The sequence below is a fragment of the Caballeronia sp. GAFFF2 genome, assembly GCF_023631485.1.
Lineage (GTDB): Bacteria > Pseudomonadota > Gammaproteobacteria > Burkholderiales > Burkholderiaceae > Caballeronia.
The window spans coordinates 85,163-105,905 of record NZ_JALQDA010000008.1 but is presented as its reverse complement, the minus strand read 5'-3'; the positions used below and the strand labels follow the sequence as shown (position 1 = coordinate 105,905).

Here is a 20,743-nt window from a genome sequence, read left to right as displayed (position 1 = left end):
TATCGAGGGCGATGCGCGAACGGCTGCGGCATCGTCTGGCTGGCGTGGCGCGAGCAAGTTTTGCTCCCACCGTGCCACCGGGCAAACCGCAACAGGCTAAACCCAACCATTCGAACCAACAACAAAAAGGAGTTGCTGCGATGAACATTCACGTAAGCCTTGGGCCGCTGGTGTCGCTGATCGCCGGGATTCTCATCCTCGTGATGCCGCGACTGCTGAACTTCATCGTCGCGATCTATCTGATCGTGATTGGACTGATCGGGCTATTCGGCATGGGCTCGGCGCATTTCTGACGAACGCATGCGCGCGGCTTGAACCGCGCGCATGTCCTAGGATTGGACGCGAAAGTCTTCGCGTTTCAACCGTTGGCGAGTTGTTCCAGCCGCAAGCGGCCTTGCAAGGACAGCGCGCCTACCGCGACGCCCGCCGCGTCGAAGGAATAGCCGCTGAAGCACCCGCGCTCGGTGAGAAAGACGGCGGCGGTTTCCATCGCGTTGCGCGACAAACCGAGATGTCCGGGATCGAGCGCGAGCAAAGTGTCGGGCTCGCTCAACCGGCTTGCTGCGGAAAGAATGGCGATGCAGTCAGCTTTCGACGGATTGTGCATGGTGTCCTGTTCCCCGAAATCACGAAGTGATGAACCGGTATGCGACGTGCGAAGCGTGAGACCGTGGTGCGAAAGAAGGTTCGATGACAGCGCGACATGGTCCCGACGCGCAGTTGAACGACGCGACCTGAAGGCCGTTCGTAAGACTTCATTTAAACATTGGCCGATCGTTCCGGCAAGTTTTCATCGGCGAGTCACGCGGGCGTTTCCGCCAGCCCTGCGGGACGCGCCGTTGCCGCTGCGATAGAGGAGCGTTCGCCCGGTTTCCTGCTCACCGTGAACGAATGCGGCAGAATGCGGCAGAATGCGGCCAGACCAAGGGTTCGCGTATTGCGTATTACACGTCTCTGTCGTTCTCATTCCAACCCCGGCGCTCTCGGGCGCCGCCAGCAGGAAGATGTCCGCATGCCAGCATTGATCGAAGATTACGCCATGGTCGGCGACGGCCACACCGCAGCACTTATTTCTCGTGACGGTTCCGTAGACTGGCTCTGCTGGCCGCGCTTCGACTCAGCCTCGTGTTTTTCGGCGTTGCTCGGCACACCCGAACATGGCCGATGGCTGCTCGCGCCGGAAATGCCCGACGGTAAAGCGCCGGTCATCCGGCGTCGTTATCGCGAAGACACGCTGATCCTCGAAACCGACTTCGAGACGCCCGATGGCGCGGTGACGATCGTCGACTTCATGCCTTCGCGCAATGGTCACTCGGAACTGGTGCGCATCGTCGTGGGCAAACGCGGCTCGGTGCGCATGAAGATGGAACTGGTGTTGCGCTTCGACTACGGCTCGGCGATTCCGTGGGTCAGCCGCCTGCCCGACGCGAGCGGCATTCGCGCGATTGCCGGTCCCGATCTCGCCGTGCTGCGCACGCCCGTGGATCTCGTCGGCGAGAACATGCGCACGACCGCGTACTTCGACGTTGGCGCGGGCGAACGCGTGCCCTTTTCGCTGTGCTATTCGCAATCGCATTTGCGGCTGCCGCCCGCGCACGATCCGCACACGCAACTCGCACGCACCGAAAATTACTGGCGCGAATGGTCTAGCCAAAGTGAACTCAAGGGCAAGTGGGCCAGCGCCATACGCCGTTCGCTCATTACGCTCAAGGCGCTGGCGTATGAGCCGACCGGCGGCATCGTTGCCGCGCCGACAACGTCGCTGCCCGAACAGCTCGGCGGCACGCGCAACTGGGATTATCGCTATTGCTGGCTGCGCGACGCGACCATCACGCTGCTCGCGATGATGCGCGGCGGCTACTACGACGAAGCCCGCGCCTGGCGCGCGTGGCTGGGCCGCGTGATGGCGGGTTCGCCCGATCAGGTGCAGATCATGTACGGCATCGCGGGCGAGCGGCGTCTGCCCGAATACGAGATTCCCTGGCTGCCGGGCTACGAAGGCGCACAACCGGTGCGCATCGGCAATGGCGCGGTCAATCAGTTGCAGCTCGACGTCTATGGCGAAGTGATGAACGCGTTGCATCTCGCGCGCGTCGGTGGCCTGCAAAGCGACGAAACCGCATGGTCGATCCAGTGCGCCATGCTTCAGCACCTGGACACCGTCTGGGAGATGCCCGACGAAGGCATCTGGGAAGTGCGCGGCGGCCGCAAGCATTTCACGTTCTCCAAGGTGATGGCGTGGGTGGCCTACGACCGCGCGATTCAATCGGCGGAAAAGTTCGATCTGGAAGGTCCGGTGGATCATTGGCGCGAGATGCGCGCGCGCGTGCATGCCGCCGTCTGCGCAAGAAGCTGGAATCCGCAAATCAATTCGTTCACGCAGACGTATGACGGCGATGCGCTCGATGCGAGCCTCCTTCTGATCCCGTTGCTCGGCTTTTTGCCGCCCGTTGATCCGCGAGTGGCCGGAACCGTACATGCAATCGAAACCACTCTGACGCACGATGGGCTGGTCAAGCGCTATCACACGACCGAAGTCGCCGATGGTCTGCCGCCTGGAGAAGGCACGTTTCTGGCTTGTAGCTTCTGGCTGGTCGACAACCTCGCGCTGCAAGGGCGGCTCGATGAGGCGCATCAGATGTTCGAGCGTCTCGTCGGCCTCGCCAACGACGTAGGCCTTCTGGCCGAGGAGTACGACACGATAGCGAAGCGCATGGTTGGCAACTTTCCGCAGGCCTTCACGCACGTGGCGCTGGTGCACACCGGCATGAATCTGATGCGGCACGAAGAAGAGATGGCCGAAGCGACGGGTCAACCTGCTGGCGACTCGAAAGACGGGAATCTCAAGGCAAATCCAGCACTGGAAGCCGCGATGGCCAAGAAATAGGCAAAGTCGTGTTTGGAATACGAATGCCATGCAGTTAAGATTGGTGCAACGCACAAAATTTAACTGTTGCGCGTAGCGAAGCAAAAGCTGGTATTTTTAACCGTTTAGTGGAATCGTGCGTTTGTTGCGCAGAAAATTCTGCTTCGGCTCAAGCTCCGAGCCGGGCGTGTCGTTAAATGCCCAGAAGTTGCCCAGTATCAAGCATCAGACGTTAGTAGTAAGGGAAGAGACAGTGCCTCGCGTGCGGCGACAGCCCGCCGCACGCGGGGATTATCGAGCGTCGTTGAGCCTGATCGCCGGAAGTCTTGCCGGGATCGACACGCAGACCGGTTTTTCACGGGGCAACCATGCTCTACCAAATCCACGAAGTTCAGCGGGCCATGTTGTCGCCCCTCACCGCCTGGGCCCAGGCCGCATCGAAGTCGTTTGTGAATCCGGCGAGCCCACTTTCCTATGTTCCCGGCGCGAGCCGTTTTGCGGCCGGCTACGAATTGCTGTACCGGCTCGGCAAAGACTACGAAAAGCCGCAGTTCGACATTCACCAGATCGTGAAGGACGGCCATAACATTCCGATCGTCGAGCAGACGGTTGTCGAAAAGCCGTTTTGCCGTCTGCTGCGCTTCAAGCGCTTCGCCGACGACAGCGCCACCGTCACCAAGTTGAAGGACGAGCCTATCGTGCTGGTGTGCGCGCCGCTCTCCGGCCACCATTCAACGCTCTTGCGCGACACCGTGAACACGCTTTTGCAAGACCATAAGGTGTACATCACCGACTGGTTGGACGCGCGCATGGTGCCGGTCGAAAATGGCGCGTTCCATCTGGACGATTACGTCGAATACATTCAGGAGTTCATCCGCCATATCGGTGCGAAGGACCTGCATGTCATTTCGGTGTGTCAGCCGACCGTGCCGGTGCTTGCCGCCATTTCGCTGATGGCGAGCCGCGGCGAGGACACGCCGCGCACCATGACCATGATGGGCGGCCCGATCGACGCGCGCCGCAGCCCGACATCGGTCAATTCGCTCGCCAACGAGCACTCTTACGAGTGGTTCGAGAACAACGTCATCTATACGGTGCCGGCGAATTATCCGGGCGTGGGCCGCAAGGTGTATCCGGGCTTTTTGCAGCACGCGGGATTCGTCGCGATGAATCCGGAGCGCCACCTTACCGCGCACTGGGACTTCTATCAGAACCTCCTTCGCGGGGACGACGACGACGCCGAGCAGCATCGCCGTTTCTATGACGAGTACAACGCCGTGCTCGACATGGCCGCCGAGTATTACCTGGAGACCATCCGTATCGTGTTCCAGGAGTTCCGTCTTGCCGAAGGCACGTGGGACGTGAACGGCGAGCGCGTGCGCCCGCAAGACATCACGGCGACGGCCCTGTTCACTATCGAAGGCGAATTGGACGACATCTCCGGCAGCGGTCAGACACGCGCCGCGCACGATCTCTGCACGGGCATTCCCGCGCAGAATCAGCGGCACTTCACGGCGGAAAAAGCTGGTCACTACGGCATCTTCTCCGGACGCCGCTGGCGCACGATGGTGTATCCGCAACTGCGCGAGTTCATTCTCGAACACGACAAGGCGCCGAAGAAGGAAGCCGTGCCGGCCTGAGATTCAGTGACCGAGTTCGACTACGCGCCGGTTCATAGAACCGGTTCCGTAAAAGACGAAAAAGTCGCGCCCGTTTCCAGGCGCGACTTTTTATTGGCCGCGTGTCAGACGATTAACGACGCGTCAAAAACGCGAGCAGCAATTCCGTATTCATCCGCACCATTTGTTCGCGCTGCGACGTTTCGCTAAAGTCGAGTCCAAATGTAGCTTCGAGCGTAAATCGATTCGATACGATGTAGTAGCCGAGCCCCGACAGCGTGATATAGAACTTCAACGGGTCGACATCGTTTCGAAAAAGCCCGGCTTTTTGGCCGCGATCCAGAATTGCGGTGACCGTTTCGAGCATGGGCGAGATCAGTTCGCGCGTGCGATTCGAGCTCTTGATGTATTTCGCCTCGTGCAGGTTTTCATTGTTGATCAGCCTCAGCAATTCCGGATGATCGCGGTAGTAATCCCAGACAAAATGGGCAAGGCGCGTGATGGCCTCGATGGGCGCCACGCCGTCGAGGTCGAGCGTGCGCTCGGCTTCCACCAGCGAGCCGAGGGCGTGTTCAAGCACTGCCGTGAAAAGCTGCTCCTTACTGCCGAAGTAGTAATAGAGCATGCGTTCATTGGTTTCGGCCCGGCGCGCGATCTGATCGACGCGCGCGCCGAACAGTCCTCCCGCTGCAAACTCTTCTGCAGCAGCCAGCAGGATACGGCGACGGGTGCCTTCAGGATCTCTTTTGATTTTCGGCTGATTCATGGTGGCATGATTCAGGAGCCGCGTTGTCCGGATGAGCGTCACGCGGCCCGCGTTTGGGTACATGACGTGAACGGGCGCTGCCCATGGTTATTGGGGAACACCGTCCTGCGGTCAAACGGTAAAGCGCTTTGATTATGCGCACATCGCCACGTCATTGGCAATTGGGATTAAGCGTTCGCAGCACGACTATTTGCGACTTCGGCGATAATGACGCCTAAACCCGAGCGCGTACCGTCGTCAAAAGCGGAATAAGCGCGCCGAATGCAGGCAGCGAGCAACCGTCATACGTGTTTGATTGTGGTCGAGCCGTTCTTGCGCTCCTCCCTGCCTCGACTCCCCAAGCCATATCGCGACCCCTTCGTGACCGTTATCGTTTCAAAGACGCTCGCCGAGCGCATTGAAGATTTGCTGCCGCAGACCCAGTGCACCAAGTGCGGCTATCCCGCCTGCCGGCCTTATGCGGAAGCCATCGCCGCGGGCGATGCAAACTACAACCAGTGCCCGCCAGGCGGCGCACAAGGCATCGCGCGGCTCGCTCGATTGCTCGACAAGCCCGTGATTGCGCTCGACACCACGCATGGCGTCGAACGTCCGCGTCCCGTTGCCGTGATCGACGAGAACGTGTGCATCGGTTGCACGCTTTGCATGCAGGCGTGCCCTGTCGATGCAATCGTCGGTGCGGCGAAACAGATGCATACGGTCATTCCCGAACTGTGCACGGGTTGCGATCTATGCGTGCCGCCCTGCCCCGTCGATTGCATCACGATGATTCCCGTGACCGGCGACGCCACCGGCTGGAATGCGTGGTCTCAACCGGAAGCCGACGCGGCGCGCGAGCGTCACGACCGGCGCGTGGCGCGCGACGAACGTGAGCGCGCGGCGGCCGAAGTGCGTGCATCGGCGCGTCGGGCGCAAGCGGCGGGATCTTCCGCACGGCCTGAAGCAGCCGCAAGCGCCGCCGCGCAAGCCGACGACCCCGAAGCCAGGAAACGCGCGATCATTCAGGCCGCGCTCGACCGCGCACGCAAGAAGAAGGAAGAGATGGCGCGCGCAGGCACCGGCCCGAAGAACACGGACAACGTAAGCCCCGCCGTGCAAGCGCAGATCGATGCCGCCGAGGAGCGCCGCCGGCGGCTCGCCATGCAGGAAGACGCGAACAACGATCCCCCTAACTCACGATGAACGCCAAAAAGCGCCGCGCCATCTTCGAAACGTTGCAAAGCATCGACCCGGAGCCGAAGACGGAGCTCGAATACACGACGCCATTCGAACTGTTGATCGCCGTGATGCTCTCGGCGCAAGCCACCGATGTCTCCGTCAACAAGGCGATGCGCAAGATGTTCCCCGTCGCCAACACGCCTGGGAAAGTGCTTGCGCTCGGCGAGGAAGGCGTGACGGACTATATCCGCACGATCGGGCTGTATCGGACCAAGGCGAAGAACGTGATCGCGACGTGCCGGATGTTGATCGAGCAACACGGCGGCGAAGTGCCCGACAATCGCGAGGCGCTCGAAGCGCTGCCAGGCGTCGGACGCAAGACAGCGAATGTCGTGCTGAATATTGCGTTCGGGCAAGCGACCATTGCCGTCGACACGCATATCTTTCGCGTCGCCAATCGGACGGGACTGGCGCCGGGCAAGGACGTGCGGGCGGTCGAAACCGCGCTGGAGAAGTATGTCCCGGTTGAATTTTTGCAGCACGCGCATCACTGGCTGATTCTGCATGGGCGATACGTCTGCAAGGCGCGCGTGCCGGAGTGCTGGCATTGCGCGATCGAGCCGCTTTGCGAATATCGGCCGAAGACGCCGGCGCCGGTGGTTTGAATCGCCGGGCAGCCAAGCGCCAGGTGCCCCAGCGCTCAAGCAGAACTCCTACCCCTAGCTCTACAATAGCGGTCTGAATCCCGCAATCGAATCAATACCTTATGTTCAACCCTAGCCGCGACGAAGTTCGTCAGTTCTTCACCGAAACCTGGCGCAAGGAGCGCGCGAGCGAGATTCTCACGCCGCTCGAAAGCATGGCCGCCGACTGGATGCGCGAGCATCCGGAATATCACGACGCGCTCATCGATCCGGAAGCACAAGGCGCGGACTATTCACCCGATCGCGGCCAGAGCAACCCGTTTCTGCATCTGTCGATGCATCTTGCGATCACCGAACAGTTGTCGATCGATCAGCCGCCTGGCATTCGTCGAGCGCACGAGCGACTGGCCGCGCGGCTCGGTTCCACGCACGAGGCGCAGCACGCCATCATGGAATGCCTTGGGCAGGTGATCTGGGAAGCGCAGCGCAGCAACACGCCGCCGGATACCGACGCATACCTCGCGCTCATCGAGCGTCGAGCTTCAAAGGACTAACTTCGCCGGACTAAACATCTTCGAAGCCGCGCGACAAAGCAAAACACCCCGCTCGATGCGGGGTGTTTCGTTTGATGCGAACGAACCGAAGCGCGCTTACTTCTTCAGCACGAGGTTGCCGTCGAGCGATTCGATATAAGCCGCGAGATCCTTCAGGTCGCTCTGCGACAGGTTCTGCACCTGCGCCGCCATGATGGCGTTGTTGCGGCCGAAATTCGGATTACCGCCGCCAATCTGATACTGCCGGAGCGCCCAGTAGATATAGCTCGCATGCTGACCCGCGAGACGCGGATACTCACCGCTCACTGGTTTGTTGAGGTTGGGGCCGTGGCAGGCCGAGCAATTGTGGCTCTCGGACAGTGCCTTGCCGTTGCCGACGTCCGCCGCGTGCGCAACATTCAACGCCGCCATGCCGATGAGCGCCGCTGCCGCGCATGCCGCCTTGAAGCTTGTGTGGAGTGCCTGAGAGGGCATCATGAATTCTCCTGTGTCCATGCAATACCGGATTGCCGTATCGACGTCGGCGCATGAGTGCGCGCGCGTCGCATCGAGTCAAACGCTAAAAAGCACGGATCACTTGTCGGGATTGTTCTTCGATTGGGGAGTTTGCGCGGCGTAGTACGCGGCAATATCGGCGATGTCCTGATCGGACAAGGTAGTCGCGATGGCGCGCATGGTGTCGAAGTGGCGGTCGCCCTTCTTGTAGGCATGCAGCGCATTGGCGATGTACTGCGCGTTCTGACCGCCGAGCATGGGCACTTCATAAACTTCGGGATACGCCGTGCGATAGCCGGGTATGCCGTGGCAGCCGATGCACATCGCGACCTTGCCCTCAGCGGCCTTTGCGTTGCCCACGACGTCGGCCGACGCCTGGGTCGCGAAGCCGGCAAGACCCGACAGCGCTGCAATCACGGCACATTTGCCGACAAAATTGTTCATAGCTTCTAACCTAGCATGAGGGGAAATCCGGCGCGCTTCTACCGCTTGGGGCCAAGGCCGCGCCGAGCGCATCACAACCTTCTCGGGACTGTTTTCGCTATTTAGCCACGCAGGCCAAAAAAATCGGGCTAATTGTACCGCGCGACCTCCCCACCGTCCACAAGGGGAGATCGCGCGAAAGCCCTGCTGACAAGGGGAATCGGCTGAAAAGCAGCTAACCCGCCTGCGACAATTGGTCCCTGCACAAACATTCCGATTGACTTCGCCCGACTTCGGATGCAGGGCCGGCGCGCGTGCTCCGGCGTGCCTGAAGCGGCTCACACGATACCCGGCAAGCCCCGATGCCAAAAGGTCTTCTGACTTATACTGGGATTTTTTTCCTCACCGGACTTCGTCATGCGTTTCGAAGGCTCATCGCAATACGTCGCGACCGACGACCTCAAACTCGCGGTGAACGCCGCGGTGACGCTGCAACGCCCGCTCCTCATCAAGGGTGAACCCGGCACCGGCAAGACCATGCTTGCCGAGGAAGTGGCAAGCGCGCTCGGCATGCCGCTCCTGCAATGGCATATCAAGTCGACCACCAAGGCCCAGCAAGGCCTCTACGAATACGACGCCGTCTCGCGCCTGCGCGACTCGCAACTCGGCGACGAGCGCGTGAAGGACATCCGCAACTACATCGTCAAGGGCGTGCTGTGGCAGGCCTTCGAAGCGGATCGACAGACGGTGCTCCTGATCGATGAGATCGACAAAGCCGATATCGAGTTTCCGAACGACCTGCTGCGCGAACTCGACCGCATGGAGTTCTATGTCTACGAGACGCGGGAACTCGTGAAGGCGCGGCATCGGCCGCTCGTCATCATCACGTCGAACAATGAGAAGGAACTGCCTGACGCGTTCCTGCGCCGCTGCTTCTTCCACTACATCAAGTTCCCGGATGCGCAGACGATGAAAGAAATCGTCGAAGTGCATTACCCGGACATCAAGCAGGAGTTGCTCGCCGCCGCGATGCAGAGCTTCTTCGAACTGCGCAACGTGTCGGGCCTGAAGAAAAAGCCGTCCACCTCCGAGCTGCTCGACTGGCTGAAGTTGCTTCTCGCCGACGACATCCCGCCTGAAGCACTGCGCTCGACTGATCAAAAGCAGATCGTGCCGCCGCTGCACGGCGCGCTTCTGAAGAATGAACAGGACGTCGCGCTATTCGAGCGGCTTCTGTTCATGAACCGCAACAACCGCTAACCAAGCCCTGGAAAAAGCACGCATGAGCCGCTGGATCGAACCCGTCACGCTCGAAGGCGAGCACGTCAAGCTCGTGCCGCTCACCGTCGAACACGAAGCCGCGCTCACGGCCGCTGCTTCCGACGGCGAGTTGTGGAAACTCTGGTACACCTTCGTGCCGTCGCCCGACAAGACGCGCGCATATATCGATACAGCGCTCGACATGCGCGACCGTCTTGGCGCGCATCCCTTCGCGGTGATCGATGCGAAGACCGGCGATGTCGTCGGTTCCACGCGCTATTTCGCGGTCGACGAAACGCATCGGCGGCTGGAAATCGGCCATACGTGGTATGCAAAGCGCGTGCAGCGCACCGCGCTCAACACCGAAGCCAAGCTGCTCCTGCTCACGCATGCCTTCGAAAGGCTCGATGCCATCGCCGTCGAGTTCCGCACGCATTTCATGAATCACCGCTCGCGTGCAGCCATTGCGGGGCTTGGCGCGAAGCAAGACGGCATTCTGCGCAACCATCAGATAGGACGCGACGGCGTGTTGCGCGATACCGTCGTGTTCTCGATCATTCAGTCGGAATGGCCCGCGGTGCGCGCGCATCTGAAGTATCGGCTCGACCGCTGATTCACCTCGCTATGGAGAGCGCGCCATGCTGATCGACTTTTTCTACTCGCTGCGCGACGCGAAGCTGCCCGTCTCGGTCAAGGAATACCTGACCTTGCTCGAAGCGCTGAAGGCCCAGGTCATCTCGCCCTCGCTCGACGAGTTCTATTTCCTCGCGCGCATGGCGCTCGTCAAAGACGAGAAGTACTTCGACAAGTTCGACCGCGCGTTCGGCGCGTACTTTCACGGCATCACCGAGTTGCCCGACGAAGCCTTCGAGGTTCCGCTCGACTGGCTCAAGAAGCGGCTCGAACGCGACTTCACGCCGGAAGAGAAAAAGCGCATCGAGGCAATGGGCGGTATCGACAAGCTGATGGAGCGCCTGAAGGAACTGCTCGACGAGCAAAAGGACCGCCACGAAGGCGGCAACAAGTGGATCGGCACGGGCGGCACGTCGCCATTCGGACATGGCGGATACAACCCGGAAGGCATCCGCATTGGCGGCGATTCGCCCGGCGAGCGCAGCGCGGTCAAGGTGTGGAACGAGCGCGCCTATGCCGATTACGACGATCAGGTGGAAATCGGCACGCGCAACATCAAGGTCGCCTTGCGACGCTTGCGCCGCTTCGCGCGCGAAGGCGCCGCGGACGAACTCGATTTGCCCGACACCATTCGCAGCACGGCAGCCAACGCCGGCTGGCTCGATCTGAAGATGGTGCCGGAGCGCCACAACAAAGTGAAAGTGCTGATGCTGCTCGATGTCGGCGGCTCCATGGACGATCACATCAAGCGCGTCGAAGAGCTTTTTTCGGCGGCGAAGGCCGAGTTCAAGCATCTCGAGTTCTTTTACTTCCACAACTGTGTGTACGACTATCTGTGGAAGAACAATCGGCGCCGGCATGCCGAACGCACGCCGACCTTCGACGTGCTGCACAAGTTCACGCCGGACTACAAGCTGATCTTCGTCGGCGACGCCACCATGAGTCCCTACGAAGTGCTGCAACCGGGCGGCTCGGTCGAATACAACAACGCCGAAGCCGGCGCGGTGTGGCTGCGGCGTCTTGCCGATCAGTTCCCGCATCATGCGTGGCTGAACCCGGAGCCCGAGCGGCTGTGGGAATATCGCCAGTCCGTTTCCGCGATCCGCCATGTCCTCGGCAACCGCATGTACGCGCTCACCATGGCAGGCCTCGAAAGCGCGATGCGCGCGCTGTCCAAATAACCATCCACCACGCATGAACGTCTCTTCCTCCACGCCCGCCCCGCTTCGCCCGCTTGCCGATACCTCCCTTTCCGCCATCGTCGCCGGCTTCGTCGCGATGATGACCGGCTACACCAGTTCGCTCGTGCTGATGTTCCAGGCGGGCCAGGCCGCGCATCTGTCGGACGCGCAGATTTCGTCGTGGATCTGGGCGCTTTCCATCGGCATGGCGCTGTGCACGATCGGCTTGTCGCTGCGCTATCGCGCGCCTATCGTCGTCGCGTGGTCGACGCCGGGCGCGGCCTTGCTCATCTCGTCGCTGCCGAACGTGGCGTATGGCGAGGCCATCGGCGCGTTCATCGTGTGCGCGGTGCTCCTGACCGCGGTCGGCGTGACGGGCTGGTTCGACACGCTCATGAAGCGCATTCCGTCGGGCATCGCCGCAGCCTTGCTTGCGGGCATTCTGTTCGAAATCGGCATCGAGATTTTTCGAGCGGCGCAAATGCAGACGGCGCTCGTGCTGGTGATGTTCTTCACCTACCTCATCGCCAAGCGCCTGGCGCCGCGTTACGCCATTCCGGCGACGCTCATCGCCGGAATCGCCGTCGCGGGTTCGCTCGGACTGCTCGACTTTTCGCGCTTCCATGTGGCGCTCGCACACCCCGTTTTCACGATGCCGTCGTTCTCCGTCTCGGCAATCGTGAGCATCGGCATTCCGCTCTTCATCGTGGCGATGGCCTCGCAAAACGTGCCGGGCATCGCCGTCTTGCGCGCCGACGGCTACGACACGCCTTCCGCGCCGCTCATTTCGACCACCGGCATCGCTTCCTTGCTGCTCGCGCCGTTCGGCTCGCACGGCGTCAATCTCGCGGCGATCACGGCCGCTATCTGCACCGGCCGCGAAGCGCATGAAAATCGCGACAAGCGTTACACGGCGGCGGTCTGGTGCGGCATCTTCTATCTCGTCGCGGGCACGTTCGGTGCGACCATTGCGGCGCTGTTCGCGGCGTTCCCGAAAGCGCTGGTCGTTTCGGTCGCGGCGCTCGCGCTTTTCGGTTCGATCATGAGCGGACTCGCCAACGCTATGCACGACGTGCGCCAGCGCGAGCCGGCGCTCGTCACGTTCATGGTGACGGCTTCCGGGCTGACCCTGCTGTCGATCGGCTCCGCATTCTGGGGTTTAATCGCGGGCGTCGTGACGCATCTGATCCTTAATGCGCGCCGGCCGAGCGCCTAAAATGACGGTATCGGCCGGCATTATCTGGCCGAGACATTGCAACTACTTCTGCATCACCGTCATGTCTCTGATCGACAAATTACTGGCGCGCGGCATCTCCGCCGGCGCGACAAAGCGCAAGACGATCGTTCGCGTCCTGCTCGACGACACCGGCACCGTCCAGGATGTCGTGCTCAAAAAAAGTTGCGGCGATACGGCCAAGGACGCGCGCGCCCTCAAGGAAGTACGCGCCATGCGCTTTCCACGCGGGCAGATCGGTTCAGGCACGGTGCGGCGCTGGCACGAGCTGGCGTACAGCATCGAGTGACCGCGCTGTAAGGAACCGCGCCGTGCAGCTCCGGTCGAAGCCGGGCATGCCGCGTGCGCGCTTTCAAGCGTGAAACCCGTGCGCGGGACTAGAATGATGAAGTCAGAAATCAGGGGCGCGCCGCAGCCGAAGCATCGCGTGCGGCGTCGCGTTCAAGGGCAAACCGCGGGCCACCGCAATTGACAAGGCGCATTGCGCCGACAACTCGACATGACATCCGCTCTCGACCAGCTCAAGCAATACACCACCGTCGTCGCCGATACCGGCGACTTCCAGCAATTCGTCGCGTTCAAGCCGCAGGACGCCACGACCAATCCGTCGCTGATCCTGAAGGCCGTGCAGAAGGACGACTACAAGCCGCTGCTCGAGAAGACCGTCAAGGAGCACAAGGACAAGCCGATGGGTCAGATCATCGACAATCTGCTCGTCGCGTTCGGCACCGAGATTCTGAAGATCATTCCGGGCCGCGTATCGACCGAAGTCGACGCACGCCTTTCGTTCGACACCAAAGGCTCAATCGACAAGGCACACGAAATCATCAAGCTGTACGACGCAGCGGGCATCTCGAAGGACCGCGTGCTGATCAAGCTGGCGTCCACGTGGGAAGGAATCCGCGCGGCCGAGGTGCTGCAAAAGGAAGGCATCCACTGCAACATGACGCTCTTGTTCTCGCTGGCGCAAGCCGTCGCGTGCGCGGAAGCCGGTGCGCAACTGATCTCGCCGTTCGTCGGCCGCATCTACGACTGGTACAAGAAGTCGGCGGGCGCCGAATGGGACGAAGCGAAAATGGGCGGCGCTAACGATCCGGGCGTGCAGTCGGTGCGCCGCATCTACGCGTACTACAAAAAGTTCGGCTACAAGACGGAAGTCATGGGCGCGAGTTTCCGCACGGTGAGCCAGATCACGGAACTCGCGGGTTGCGATCTTTTGACCATCAGCCCCGATCTCCTGAAGAAACTCGCCGACAGCGACGAGAAGGTGGAGCGCAAGCTCTCCGCGGATTCGGTCAAGAACGAGAACGTCGAGAAGATCAGCGTCGATGAGCCGACCTTCCGCTTCCTCGTCAACGACGACGCCATGGCCACCGAAAAACTCGCGGAAGGTATTCGCGCGTTCGCTGCCGATGCAATAAAGCTCGAAAAGCTGATTACCGCGCTTCAATAAGCCGGGCGCTTCCCCGCATGCAGTACAACAAAATGGCGCACTCACACTGCGCCATTTTGTTGTCATGGGTCAGTGTTTCTGTAAACGCACTATTCCCGTTTATTTTGACCTAAATTGACCTTTTCCCAGTTTCCATAAACGCTCGTTGCAATAGACTGCGAGGCTCTGAGGCAAAACGTAAGAGCTTAAAAAGTCAGTCATGCAACTCGATACTTATGTGTTCTTCAACGGCGACTGCGCGGACGCGCTCGCTCTGTACCAAACCGCACTCGGCGCGGAGATTCATGCGCTGATCCGCTTTCGCGACACGCCCGACAGCGCGAGCGTTCCGCCCGAATGGCAGGACAAGGTCATGCACGCGCTCTTCAGCGTGGGACCTAACGCCATCATGGTGTCGGACGGCCAGTTCGGTCAGCCGTCGAAGGCTTATCAGGGCTTCACGCTGTCCATCGCCGCCGACGACGCGGCTTCCGGCGAACGCATGTTCAACCAGCTCGTCGAAGGCGGCGAAGTGCTGACCCCGTGGCAGGCCACTTTCTTCACGGCGGGCTTCGGCATGCTGAAGGATCGTTTCGGCGTGCCCTGGCTCATCAACGTGGTCAATACCACCGAGGAAGCACCCGCGCAGGCGTGACAGCCCGCTCACTGAAGGCGCGAGACGAGCACAGTCAATCGTTGAGCGGCCGTGCGCCTTCTATGTTCCACTGCCGCTCGATCTCACTCAGTCGCAAGCGCAGGCGTTCCACCTGCTCCGCAAAACGCATGGCGAGCCAGTGCATGCCCTGCGTCGATAAATCCCTTTCGTTCGCTTCTCCTGGCATCGGCGTGAATACGGTCAGGTCCACGCGTCGGTGCAAAAGACCCACGCGCCCGAAACGCAGCGCGCGCGACATGCGCAGCAGCTTGTGCCGCGCCTCCTGCTCACGCGGCGTGCAGTCGATGCCGAAATTCTCCCCCGCCGACGAAGCCAGCATTTCCAGTGCCGCCAGGATCGAACGATGCAGGCGCTGAATCTCCTCTAGCCGCGCAATTGGCACATGTGTTTCCTTTGCGACCGATTCCATCAAGCCGCGCGCCTGCACGAGACGCTGGCTCATCGCTAGAAAGCGCCGCGTGGTTTCCTCGGGCAACAGCGGCTTGCCATCGAGCAATGCGCCGTAAAGCCGCGCGCATTCGCGCAGGTTGTCCGCCAGCCGATAGCGCCACGAATACGTTGCGTACTGCGGCAGCACGAACGAGAACGCCAGCGCGATGGCAATGCCGATCATCACATTGGCCGTGCGCCACAGCCCGACATCGAAGGAAAGATCGCCATGACCGGAGACGATGACCATTGTGATCGCGGTCAGCAGCGCGACATAGCCCGCCTTGCCAATTGCGTAGTAGGCGCACGCGCCCGCGAACAGGGACATTAGAAAGAAAAACAGCAGGAGCGAGCCGAACAGCGCATGCACGAGGATCAAAAAGAGGCCGATGCCCGCGCCGAGCGCCGTACCCAGTGCCCGTTCAACGGCTTTCTTGCGGATATTGCCGTAGTGCTGTAAGCCGCCGATCACGACCAGCAGCGACACCGACGCCCACACGCCATGCGGCACGTTGATGCCGGTCGTCACCAGAAACGAGGTTGCCATGCCGAGCGCGACGCGCACCGCGTGGATCACGTTCGCATGCCGGTATCGAAAATACGGCGAAGCGAGCCCGTGCATGAGCCGCCTTGCCTGCATGCGCCGGGGTGACACGGAAGTCTGTAAGGGCATGGTCGCTCGTGGTCCGAAGTCGAAACGCCCGCAACAGCCGGAAGGCGGTTACGGGCGTTCAGGGTATCAAACGCGGAGAAATCGCGCGATCAACCTTCCACGATGTCCAGATAATCTTCCGGACGCGTACGGTCATCCGAACGTTTGAGGCCGAGCGCGCGTACCAGCAGGCTCACGACGATGGACACCACGAGATTGACGATCAACGCCCACACCGCCGCATAGCCCGGCACGGCGTAGCCGAACATATGCACCGTGAAGATCGAGCCCTTGAGCTGCAGCGACACGGCCATCCACGTACCCGTGCCGATACCCACCGCCCAGCCGATCAGCAGACCGCGATGATCCAGCACGCGCGTATAGAGACCGAGCACGAGCGCGGGAAGCGTCTGGATAATCCAGATGCCGCCGAGCAGTTGCAACTGGATGGCATAAGTGAGCGGCAGCGCGAGAATGAACACCACCGCGCCCACTTTCACGATCAGCGAGACGAGCTTGGCGACGTTGGTTTCTTGCTCGGGCGTCATCGACCGGTTGACGAACTCGCGATGCACATTGCGCGTGTAGAGGTTGGCCGCCGCGATCGACATGATCGCCGCGGGCACCAGCGCGCCGATGCCGATGGCCGCGAACGCCACGCCCACGAACCACGACGGGAAGTAATGCAGAAAGAGCGCCGGCACGGCGAAGTTCGCGCCATAGGCCTTGAAGTACGACGCGTATTCCGGCATGTCCTTCACGCCCGAGGCAAGCGCCATGTAGCCGAGCAGCGCGAGCAGCCCGAGCACGAGCGAGTACGCGGGCAACAGTGCCATGTTGCGGCGAATGGTGTTGCCCGAGTTCGACGAAAGAATCGCCGTCACCGAGTGCGGATACAGGAACAGCGCGAGCGCCGAACCCACCGCGAGCGTCGCGTACGCGCTGTAGCCGTTGAGGCTCGCGGTATCGGGCGCCTTCAAGAGCAGCTTGGCGGGCGGCACGACCCCGAAGATGTGCCCGAAGCCGCCGAGCTGCGCGGGAATGATGATCATCGCGGCGATGATGGTGATGTAGATCAGGACGTCCTTCACCACGGCGATCATGGCGGGCGCGCGCAGGCCCGAGGTGTACGTGTAGGCCGCGAGAATCGCGAACGCGATGATGAGCGGCATGTCGCCGAGCAACCCTTGCGTCGAAAAGCCGAGCGCGCCGATCACCACTTCGATGCCCACGAGTTGCAACGCGATATACGGCATGGTCGCGACGATACCCGTCACGGCGATCGCCAGCGCGAGCATGCGGCTGTTGTAGCGTGCATGCACGAAGTCAGCGGCGGTTACGTAGCCGTGCCGCTTCGCGATACTCCACAGCTTCGGAAACACGACGAAGGCGAACGGATAGATCAGGATGGTGTAAGGCAGCGCGAAGAAGCCCGTCGCGCCCGCGCCGAACACGAGCGCCGGCACGGCCACGAAGGTGTACGCGGTGTAGAGATCGCCGCCGAGCAGGAACCACGTGACGACGGTTCCGAAGCGCCGGCCGCCCAAGCCCCATTCGTCGAGCTGGCCGAGATCGCCCTTGCGCCAGTGCGCGGCGATGAAGCCGAGAATCGTCACGCCGACGAAGAACAGGACGAAGACGAAAGTCGCGGTGAGATTCATCATCGCGGGGCTCCTTGTCGGGGCGTGGCACGACCCGAGGACAGCGCCTTGGTCTTCTTATAGACGACGGCCGTGATGACCGCGCTGATCAGCACCCACAGCAACTGATACCAGTAAAAAAACGGAAAGCCCCACAGAACCGGCTCGATCTTGTTGTAAAACGGCACCCAAACCACGCCGATCCATGGAAGGATCAGAAGCCAGAGCCAATGCTTGTTGCGTGGTTGTCCTGTGCCGGTCGCAGCTTCGTGAGCCATGACGGTCTCCCTATTGTTTTGAGCATTCGCTTTGGGCGCGGCCAGGCGAGGACGGTCGGTCGCTCGCTCGAAAGGCCGGTTGCCATCTTGCATGGCACGCCGCTGAAAGCGCCCCGAAATAACAGGAGGAGTATATGGACCGAAAAACGCGGGTCAAGCAGGGGGAATCCCGACTAATCCCCTGATAAGAAATGAGATCGTAAAAATCGCCGGGATCGCCTGCCTGGATTGGCTGGAGCGGAACCGAGGATCAGATGGCGAACGAACCGGTCAACGGCAGCTTCGCGGTTTCGGCCAGGCCTTTCACCCACTTGCGCGCGGGCAGGCCGAGTTGCGCTTCGATCAGCCTGGCGCGGGCTTCGAGCGCGGCGAACGGCACGTCGAGCGCGGGACCGGCGAAGGCGAGCGCGATACGGTTGCCGTCGTGTACTTCCGGCAGCGCGATCACGCGATGGGCGAATGCCTCGTTCAGATGCCGCATGTTGCGCACGAAGCTCGGGTGATCGCCGAACAGGTTGATCGTGACGACGCCCGCATCCGGTGTGAGACACGCCCGGCACGCGCGATAGAACGACACGCTGTCGAGCACGGGACCGCGGGCGCTGGCGTCGTAGATATCGATCTGCAGCGCGCCGATGGTGCCGTGGTTCGCGCGGTCGTTGACAAACTCCCACGCGTCGCGTTCGGTGACGGTGAGGCGCGCGTCATCGTACGGAAGCTCGAACATGGCGCGCGCGGCGATCACGACCGCCGGATTCAACTCGACCGCTTCGACTTGCGCGCGTTTCAGGAAGCGATAGCAGAACTTGGTGAGCGCGGCCGAGCCGAGCCCGAGTTGCACGATGCGCGCCGGCGTCTCGATGAAAAGCAGCCACGCCATCATCTGCTGCGCGTATTCGAGTTCGAGGTGATCGGGCTTTTTGATGCGCATCGCGCCCTGGATCCATTCAGTGCCGAAGTGCAGATAACGCACGCCGCCCTCTTCCGAGAACGTCACGGGCGCGAAGCGCGGCTTACGCGGCGCGTCGATGCGCGGCGCGTTGGCGAGATCGTCGTCATCGCCCTTGATGCGGCGGCGGTCCTGTTTCGCCGCATCCTTGTTGCGGCCGAACGCGCGTGCTTCGGCGGATGCGCGCTTGATCAGATTCTTCATTGTGTGCTGAGAATGTCGCGCCAGACGCGCAGTTTTTGGTCGAACGAGAGCATAGCATTGGCCGCGCTCGACGAAGGCAGCACGAGCGTCGCGTAACCCGCAGCGCTCGCCTGCGCCTCGAAGCGGCCCGAAGTCTTGCCGTTGAAGCAGACTTTCCCGAGCGCGGGAAAGCGCGTGTGAAATGCGTGGAAGTCGTTCGCGGCGGCGTTGCGGATTGCGCTGTCGAGGCTGCCCTGGCGCTCGCATGCGGCGAGCACGTCCCATAAGCCGATCCGATGAGCGAGCAGGCGTTGCAGACGTTTCTCGTAGCTGAATTCATGCAGCGGTTCGCCGATCACCGCGCCCACGAGCCGCCAGAATTGATTGCGCGGATGCGCGTAGTACTGCGTCGCCGTCAGCGATGCGACGCCCGGGAAGCTGCCGAGAATCAGCGTATGCGTGGCGCGGTCGGCCACGGGCGCGAATCCGGTCAGCGTCATCGGGCTTTCTCGTCCGCGACGCGCTTCGCATGCGAACTCAGGTGCTCGAACGCCCGCGCATGTTCACGATGATGAACACCCCGCGGTCTTGCCGATTCCGCGAGCCGGGCCCAGAGCGCATCGAGCATGCATTCGGTGACCATGAGCGGCGCGCCGTGGCGCAGGAATACCGAGCGGCGCGCGTGCAGAGCATGTCCGGGCGGCGTTTCGCGCAAGGCCAGCGCATGGAGCGGATGCCGCGCGGTGACGACGCGGCTTGCGAGTACGGAACGAGACACGCTGCTGTCGCTGTAGAGAAGTTCGGCGAGCGGGCGGGTGCGCAGGCGGCGCATCGATTGCCAGATGCCCGTGCTGTGCGACAGCGCGACAATGCTGTGCGCGACTACAACCGCGACGCCATCGACCTTCAACGCGACTTCGCGCGTCCACATCGGCGTGCGCGGCGTGACGCCGAGCGCTTGCCATTCGTCAAGCCACGGCGCGGCGACGCATTCGCGCGTCACTTCCACAGTGACTTGTCCTAGCGCGCGCAAGTGCGCGGTCAGGGAGCCGCCGCGTGTGAGCCAGTCTTTTTGATGCCCCGTAAGCGATGCGAGCGGCGCGCTGCGCCAAAGGCGGTCGACGGGATCGGTGCAGGTCAGCATGGCGTTAATTATAAAACCGCGCTGGCCCTTCGGACAAATCGTATGGAATGGCGGCGCGCAACGCAGCACACTGAATTGCAGACCGTGGATTTCACGATCAGCGCATTTATAAAAGGATATCTAAATGTCTAAAAACACAAAGCAGACGTCGAACAAGGTGGCGCATTTGGCATCCGAGACGCTTCATGATCCGAAAGCATCGGAGATCAAAAAGAGTCTTGCCGCGTCGGCTCTATCACAGGCCCATAGCGCGAAGCAAACAAGCGGCGCGATGGAGCACAAGGCAAGCGAAGTGCTGAAAAGCGCGAAGTATTCGAAGGAAACGAAGACGCTAGCTGCTTCCGTGCTCGCCCAGTCCAACAAGGAGCGCAAGTAAAAATACGCGCTGCCGGTCCGTTCCGGCAGCGCGCATCCAAAGGTCGAGACTTCAAGCGCGCTAACGACAACGCTTCAGTCCGCTTCCGTGCCCGAGCGGGCCAAGAAGTCGTAGCCGCAAAAAAAGCGCGCCGCCGTTCACTCGGCGGCGC

24 protein-coding genes are annotated in these 20,743 nt (G+C 61.5%); 14 read left to right on the top strand and 10 right to left on the bottom strand.

Features of this window, described 5'->3' with window-relative positions:
- Positions 1 to 140: 140 nt before the first annotated feature.
- A complete protein-coding gene (locus NCT04_RS05300) occupies positions 141 to 293 on the top strand; it encodes a DUF3096 domain-containing protein (protein WP_244827516.1) in 153 nt (50 codons plus the stop codon).
- Between the two features lie 65 nt (positions 294 to 358).
- On the opposite strand, the gene NCT04_RS05295 is transcribed toward NCT04_RS05300, so the two are convergent.
- Positions 359 to 607 (bottom strand): hypothetical protein, encoded by a 249-nt coding sequence (locus tag NCT04_RS05295; RefSeq protein WP_250464178.1) that lies wholly within the window; start codon positions 605 to 607, stop codon positions 359 to 361.
- Positions 608 to 1,012: 405 nt separating this feature from the next.
- Here NCT04_RS05295 and NCT04_RS05290 point away from each other — a divergent pair, with 405 nt between their 5' ends.
- Positions 1,013 to 2,887 carry a glycoside hydrolase family 15 protein gene (locus NCT04_RS05290; protein ID WP_250464177.1) on the top strand — a complete coding sequence of 625 codons (1,875 nt, stop codon included), beginning with the start codon at positions 1,013 to 1,015 and terminating at the stop codon, positions 2,885 to 2,887.
- A gap of 347 nt (positions 2,888 to 3,234) precedes the next feature.
- Positions 3,235 to 4,506, top strand: a complete 1,272-nt coding sequence (locus NCT04_RS05285; protein ID WP_250464175.1) for a polyhydroxyalkanoate depolymerase — start codon at positions 3,235 to 3,237, stop codon at positions 4,504 to 4,506.
- A gap of 112 nt (positions 4,507 to 4,618) precedes the next feature.
- Here NCT04_RS05285 and NCT04_RS05280 read toward each other — a convergent pair whose 3' ends face one another.
- Positions 4,619 to 5,251 (bottom strand): TetR/AcrR family transcriptional regulator, encoded by a 633-nt coding sequence (locus NCT04_RS05280; RefSeq protein WP_244828000.1) that lies wholly within the window; start codon positions 5,249 to 5,251, stop codon positions 4,619 to 4,621.
- 360 nt (positions 5,252 to 5,611) lie between these two features.
- On the opposite strand from NCT04_RS05280, the gene rsxB reads away from it, so the two are divergent.
- The 3 genes from rsxB to NCT04_RS05265 all read left to right on the top strand — a co-directional run bounded on the left by rsxB (position 5,612) and on the right by NCT04_RS05265 (position 7,607).
- On the top strand, positions 5,612 to 6,433 hold the full coding sequence (gene rsxB, locus NCT04_RS05275; protein WP_250464173.1) for an electron transport complex subunit RsxB: 822 nt from the start codon (positions 5,612 to 5,614) through the stop codon (positions 6,431 to 6,433).
- Positions 6,430 to 7,074 carry an endonuclease III gene (nth, locus tag NCT04_RS05270; RefSeq protein ID WP_244827511.1) on the top strand — a complete coding sequence of 215 codons (645 nt, stop codon included), beginning with the start codon at positions 6,430 to 6,432 and terminating at the stop codon, positions 7,072 to 7,074. The genes rsxB and nth overlap by 4 nt, the downstream gene beginning before the upstream one ends.
- A gap of 101 nt (positions 7,075 to 7,175) precedes the next feature.
- Positions 7,176 to 7,607, top strand: coding sequence for a DUF1841 family protein (locus tag NCT04_RS05265; protein ID WP_250464171.1), 432 nt, complete (start codon positions 7,176 to 7,178; stop codon positions 7,605 to 7,607).
- 96 nt (positions 7,608 to 7,703) lie between these two features.
- Here NCT04_RS05265 and NCT04_RS05260 read toward each other — a convergent pair whose 3' ends face one another.
- Positions 7,704 to 8,084, bottom strand: coding sequence for a c-type cytochrome (locus NCT04_RS05260; protein ID WP_244827509.1), 381 nt, complete (start codon positions 8,082 to 8,084; stop codon positions 7,704 to 7,706).
- Between the two features lie 96 nt (positions 8,085 to 8,180).
- On the bottom strand, positions 8,181 to 8,546 hold the full coding sequence (locus NCT04_RS05255; RefSeq protein ID WP_061121774.1) for a c-type cytochrome: 366 nt from the start codon (positions 8,544 to 8,546) through the stop codon (positions 8,181 to 8,183).
- 396 nt (positions 8,547 to 8,942) lie between these two features.
- Between NCT04_RS05255 and NCT04_RS05250 the strand changes: the two genes are divergently transcribed.
- The 7 genes from NCT04_RS05250 (at position 8,943) to NCT04_RS05220 (ending at position 14,920) form a co-directional block, all read left to right on the top strand.
- Complete coding sequence (locus tag NCT04_RS05250) at positions 8,943 to 9,785, top strand: AAA family ATPase (protein ID WP_244827508.1); 843 nt, start codon at positions 8,943 to 8,945, stop codon at positions 9,783 to 9,785.
- Positions 9,786 to 9,807: 22 nt separating this feature from the next.
- On the top strand, positions 9,808 to 10,398 hold the full coding sequence (locus NCT04_RS05245) for a GNAT family N-acetyltransferase (RefSeq protein WP_244827507.1): 591 nt from the start codon (positions 9,808 to 9,810) through the stop codon (positions 10,396 to 10,398).
- A gap of 25 nt (positions 10,399 to 10,423) precedes the next feature.
- Complete coding sequence (locus tag NCT04_RS05240) at positions 10,424 to 11,599, top strand: vWA domain-containing protein (protein WP_244827506.1); 1,176 nt, start codon at positions 10,424 to 10,426, stop codon at positions 11,597 to 11,599.
- A gap of 13 nt (positions 11,600 to 11,612) precedes the next feature.
- Positions 11,613 to 12,815: a benzoate/H(+) symporter BenE family transporter gene (locus NCT04_RS05235; protein WP_250464170.1), complete on the top strand. Its 1,203-nt coding sequence runs from the start codon at positions 11,613 to 11,615 to the stop codon at positions 12,813 to 12,815.
- A gap of 1 nt (position 12,816) precedes the next feature.
- Positions 12,817 to 13,122: an energy transducer TonB family protein gene (locus NCT04_RS05230; protein ID WP_250464169.1), complete on the top strand. Its 306-nt coding sequence runs from the start codon at positions 12,817 to 12,819 to the stop codon at positions 13,120 to 13,122.
- 210 nt (positions 13,123 to 13,332) lie between these two features.
- A complete protein-coding gene (gene tal, locus NCT04_RS05225; protein ID WP_244827503.1) occupies positions 13,333 to 14,286 on the top strand; it encodes a transaldolase in 954 nt (317 codons plus the stop codon).
- Positions 14,287 to 14,485: 199 nt separating this feature from the next.
- Positions 14,486 to 14,920, top strand: a complete 435-nt coding sequence (locus tag NCT04_RS05220; protein ID WP_250464167.1) for a VOC family protein — start codon at positions 14,486 to 14,488, stop codon at positions 14,918 to 14,920.
- Between the two features lie 34 nt (positions 14,921 to 14,954).
- On the opposite strand, the gene NCT04_RS05215 is transcribed toward NCT04_RS05220, so the two are convergent.
- From NCT04_RS05215 to NCT04_RS05190, 6 genes are all read right to left on the bottom strand, one after another.
- A complete protein-coding gene (locus NCT04_RS05215; protein WP_250464166.1) occupies positions 14,955 to 16,043 on the bottom strand; it encodes an FUSC family protein in 1,089 nt (362 codons plus the stop codon).
- An 89-nt stretch (positions 16,044 to 16,132) separates the two neighbouring features.
- Positions 16,133 to 17,683 carry a monocarboxylate uptake permease MctP gene (mctP, locus tag NCT04_RS05210; RefSeq protein WP_244827999.1) on the bottom strand — a complete coding sequence of 517 codons (1,551 nt, stop codon included), beginning with the start codon at positions 17,681 to 17,683 and terminating at the stop codon, positions 16,133 to 16,135.
- A complete protein-coding gene (locus NCT04_RS05205) occupies positions 17,683 to 17,940 on the bottom strand; it encodes a DUF3311 domain-containing protein (RefSeq protein ID WP_244827500.1) in 258 nt (85 codons plus the stop codon). The genes mctP and NCT04_RS05205 overlap by 1 nt, the downstream gene beginning before the upstream one ends.
- 250 nt (positions 17,941 to 18,190) lie before the next feature.
- Positions 18,191 to 19,093, bottom strand: coding sequence for a class I SAM-dependent methyltransferase (locus tag NCT04_RS05200; RefSeq protein WP_250464164.1), 903 nt, complete (start codon positions 19,091 to 19,093; stop codon positions 18,191 to 18,193).
- Positions 19,090 to 19,572, bottom strand: a complete 483-nt coding sequence (locus NCT04_RS05195) for a DNA-deoxyinosine glycosylase (RefSeq protein ID WP_250464162.1) — start codon at positions 19,570 to 19,572, stop codon at positions 19,090 to 19,092. The genes NCT04_RS05200 and NCT04_RS05195 overlap by 4 nt, the downstream gene beginning before the upstream one ends.
- Positions 19,569 to 20,216, bottom strand: a complete 648-nt coding sequence (locus tag NCT04_RS05190) for a chorismate--pyruvate lyase family protein (RefSeq protein ID WP_250464160.1) — start codon at positions 20,214 to 20,216, stop codon at positions 19,569 to 19,571. Before NCT04_RS05190 ends, NCT04_RS05195 begins: the two co-directional genes overlap by 4 nt.
- 124 nt (positions 20,217 to 20,340) lie before the next feature.
- Here NCT04_RS05190 and NCT04_RS05185 point away from each other — a divergent pair, with 124 nt between their 5' ends.
- Positions 20,341 to 20,592 carry a hypothetical protein gene (locus NCT04_RS05185; protein WP_244827497.1) on the top strand — a complete coding sequence of 84 codons (252 nt, stop codon included), beginning with the start codon at positions 20,341 to 20,343 and terminating at the stop codon, positions 20,590 to 20,592.
- Positions 20,593 to 20,743: the final 151 nt, after the last annotated feature.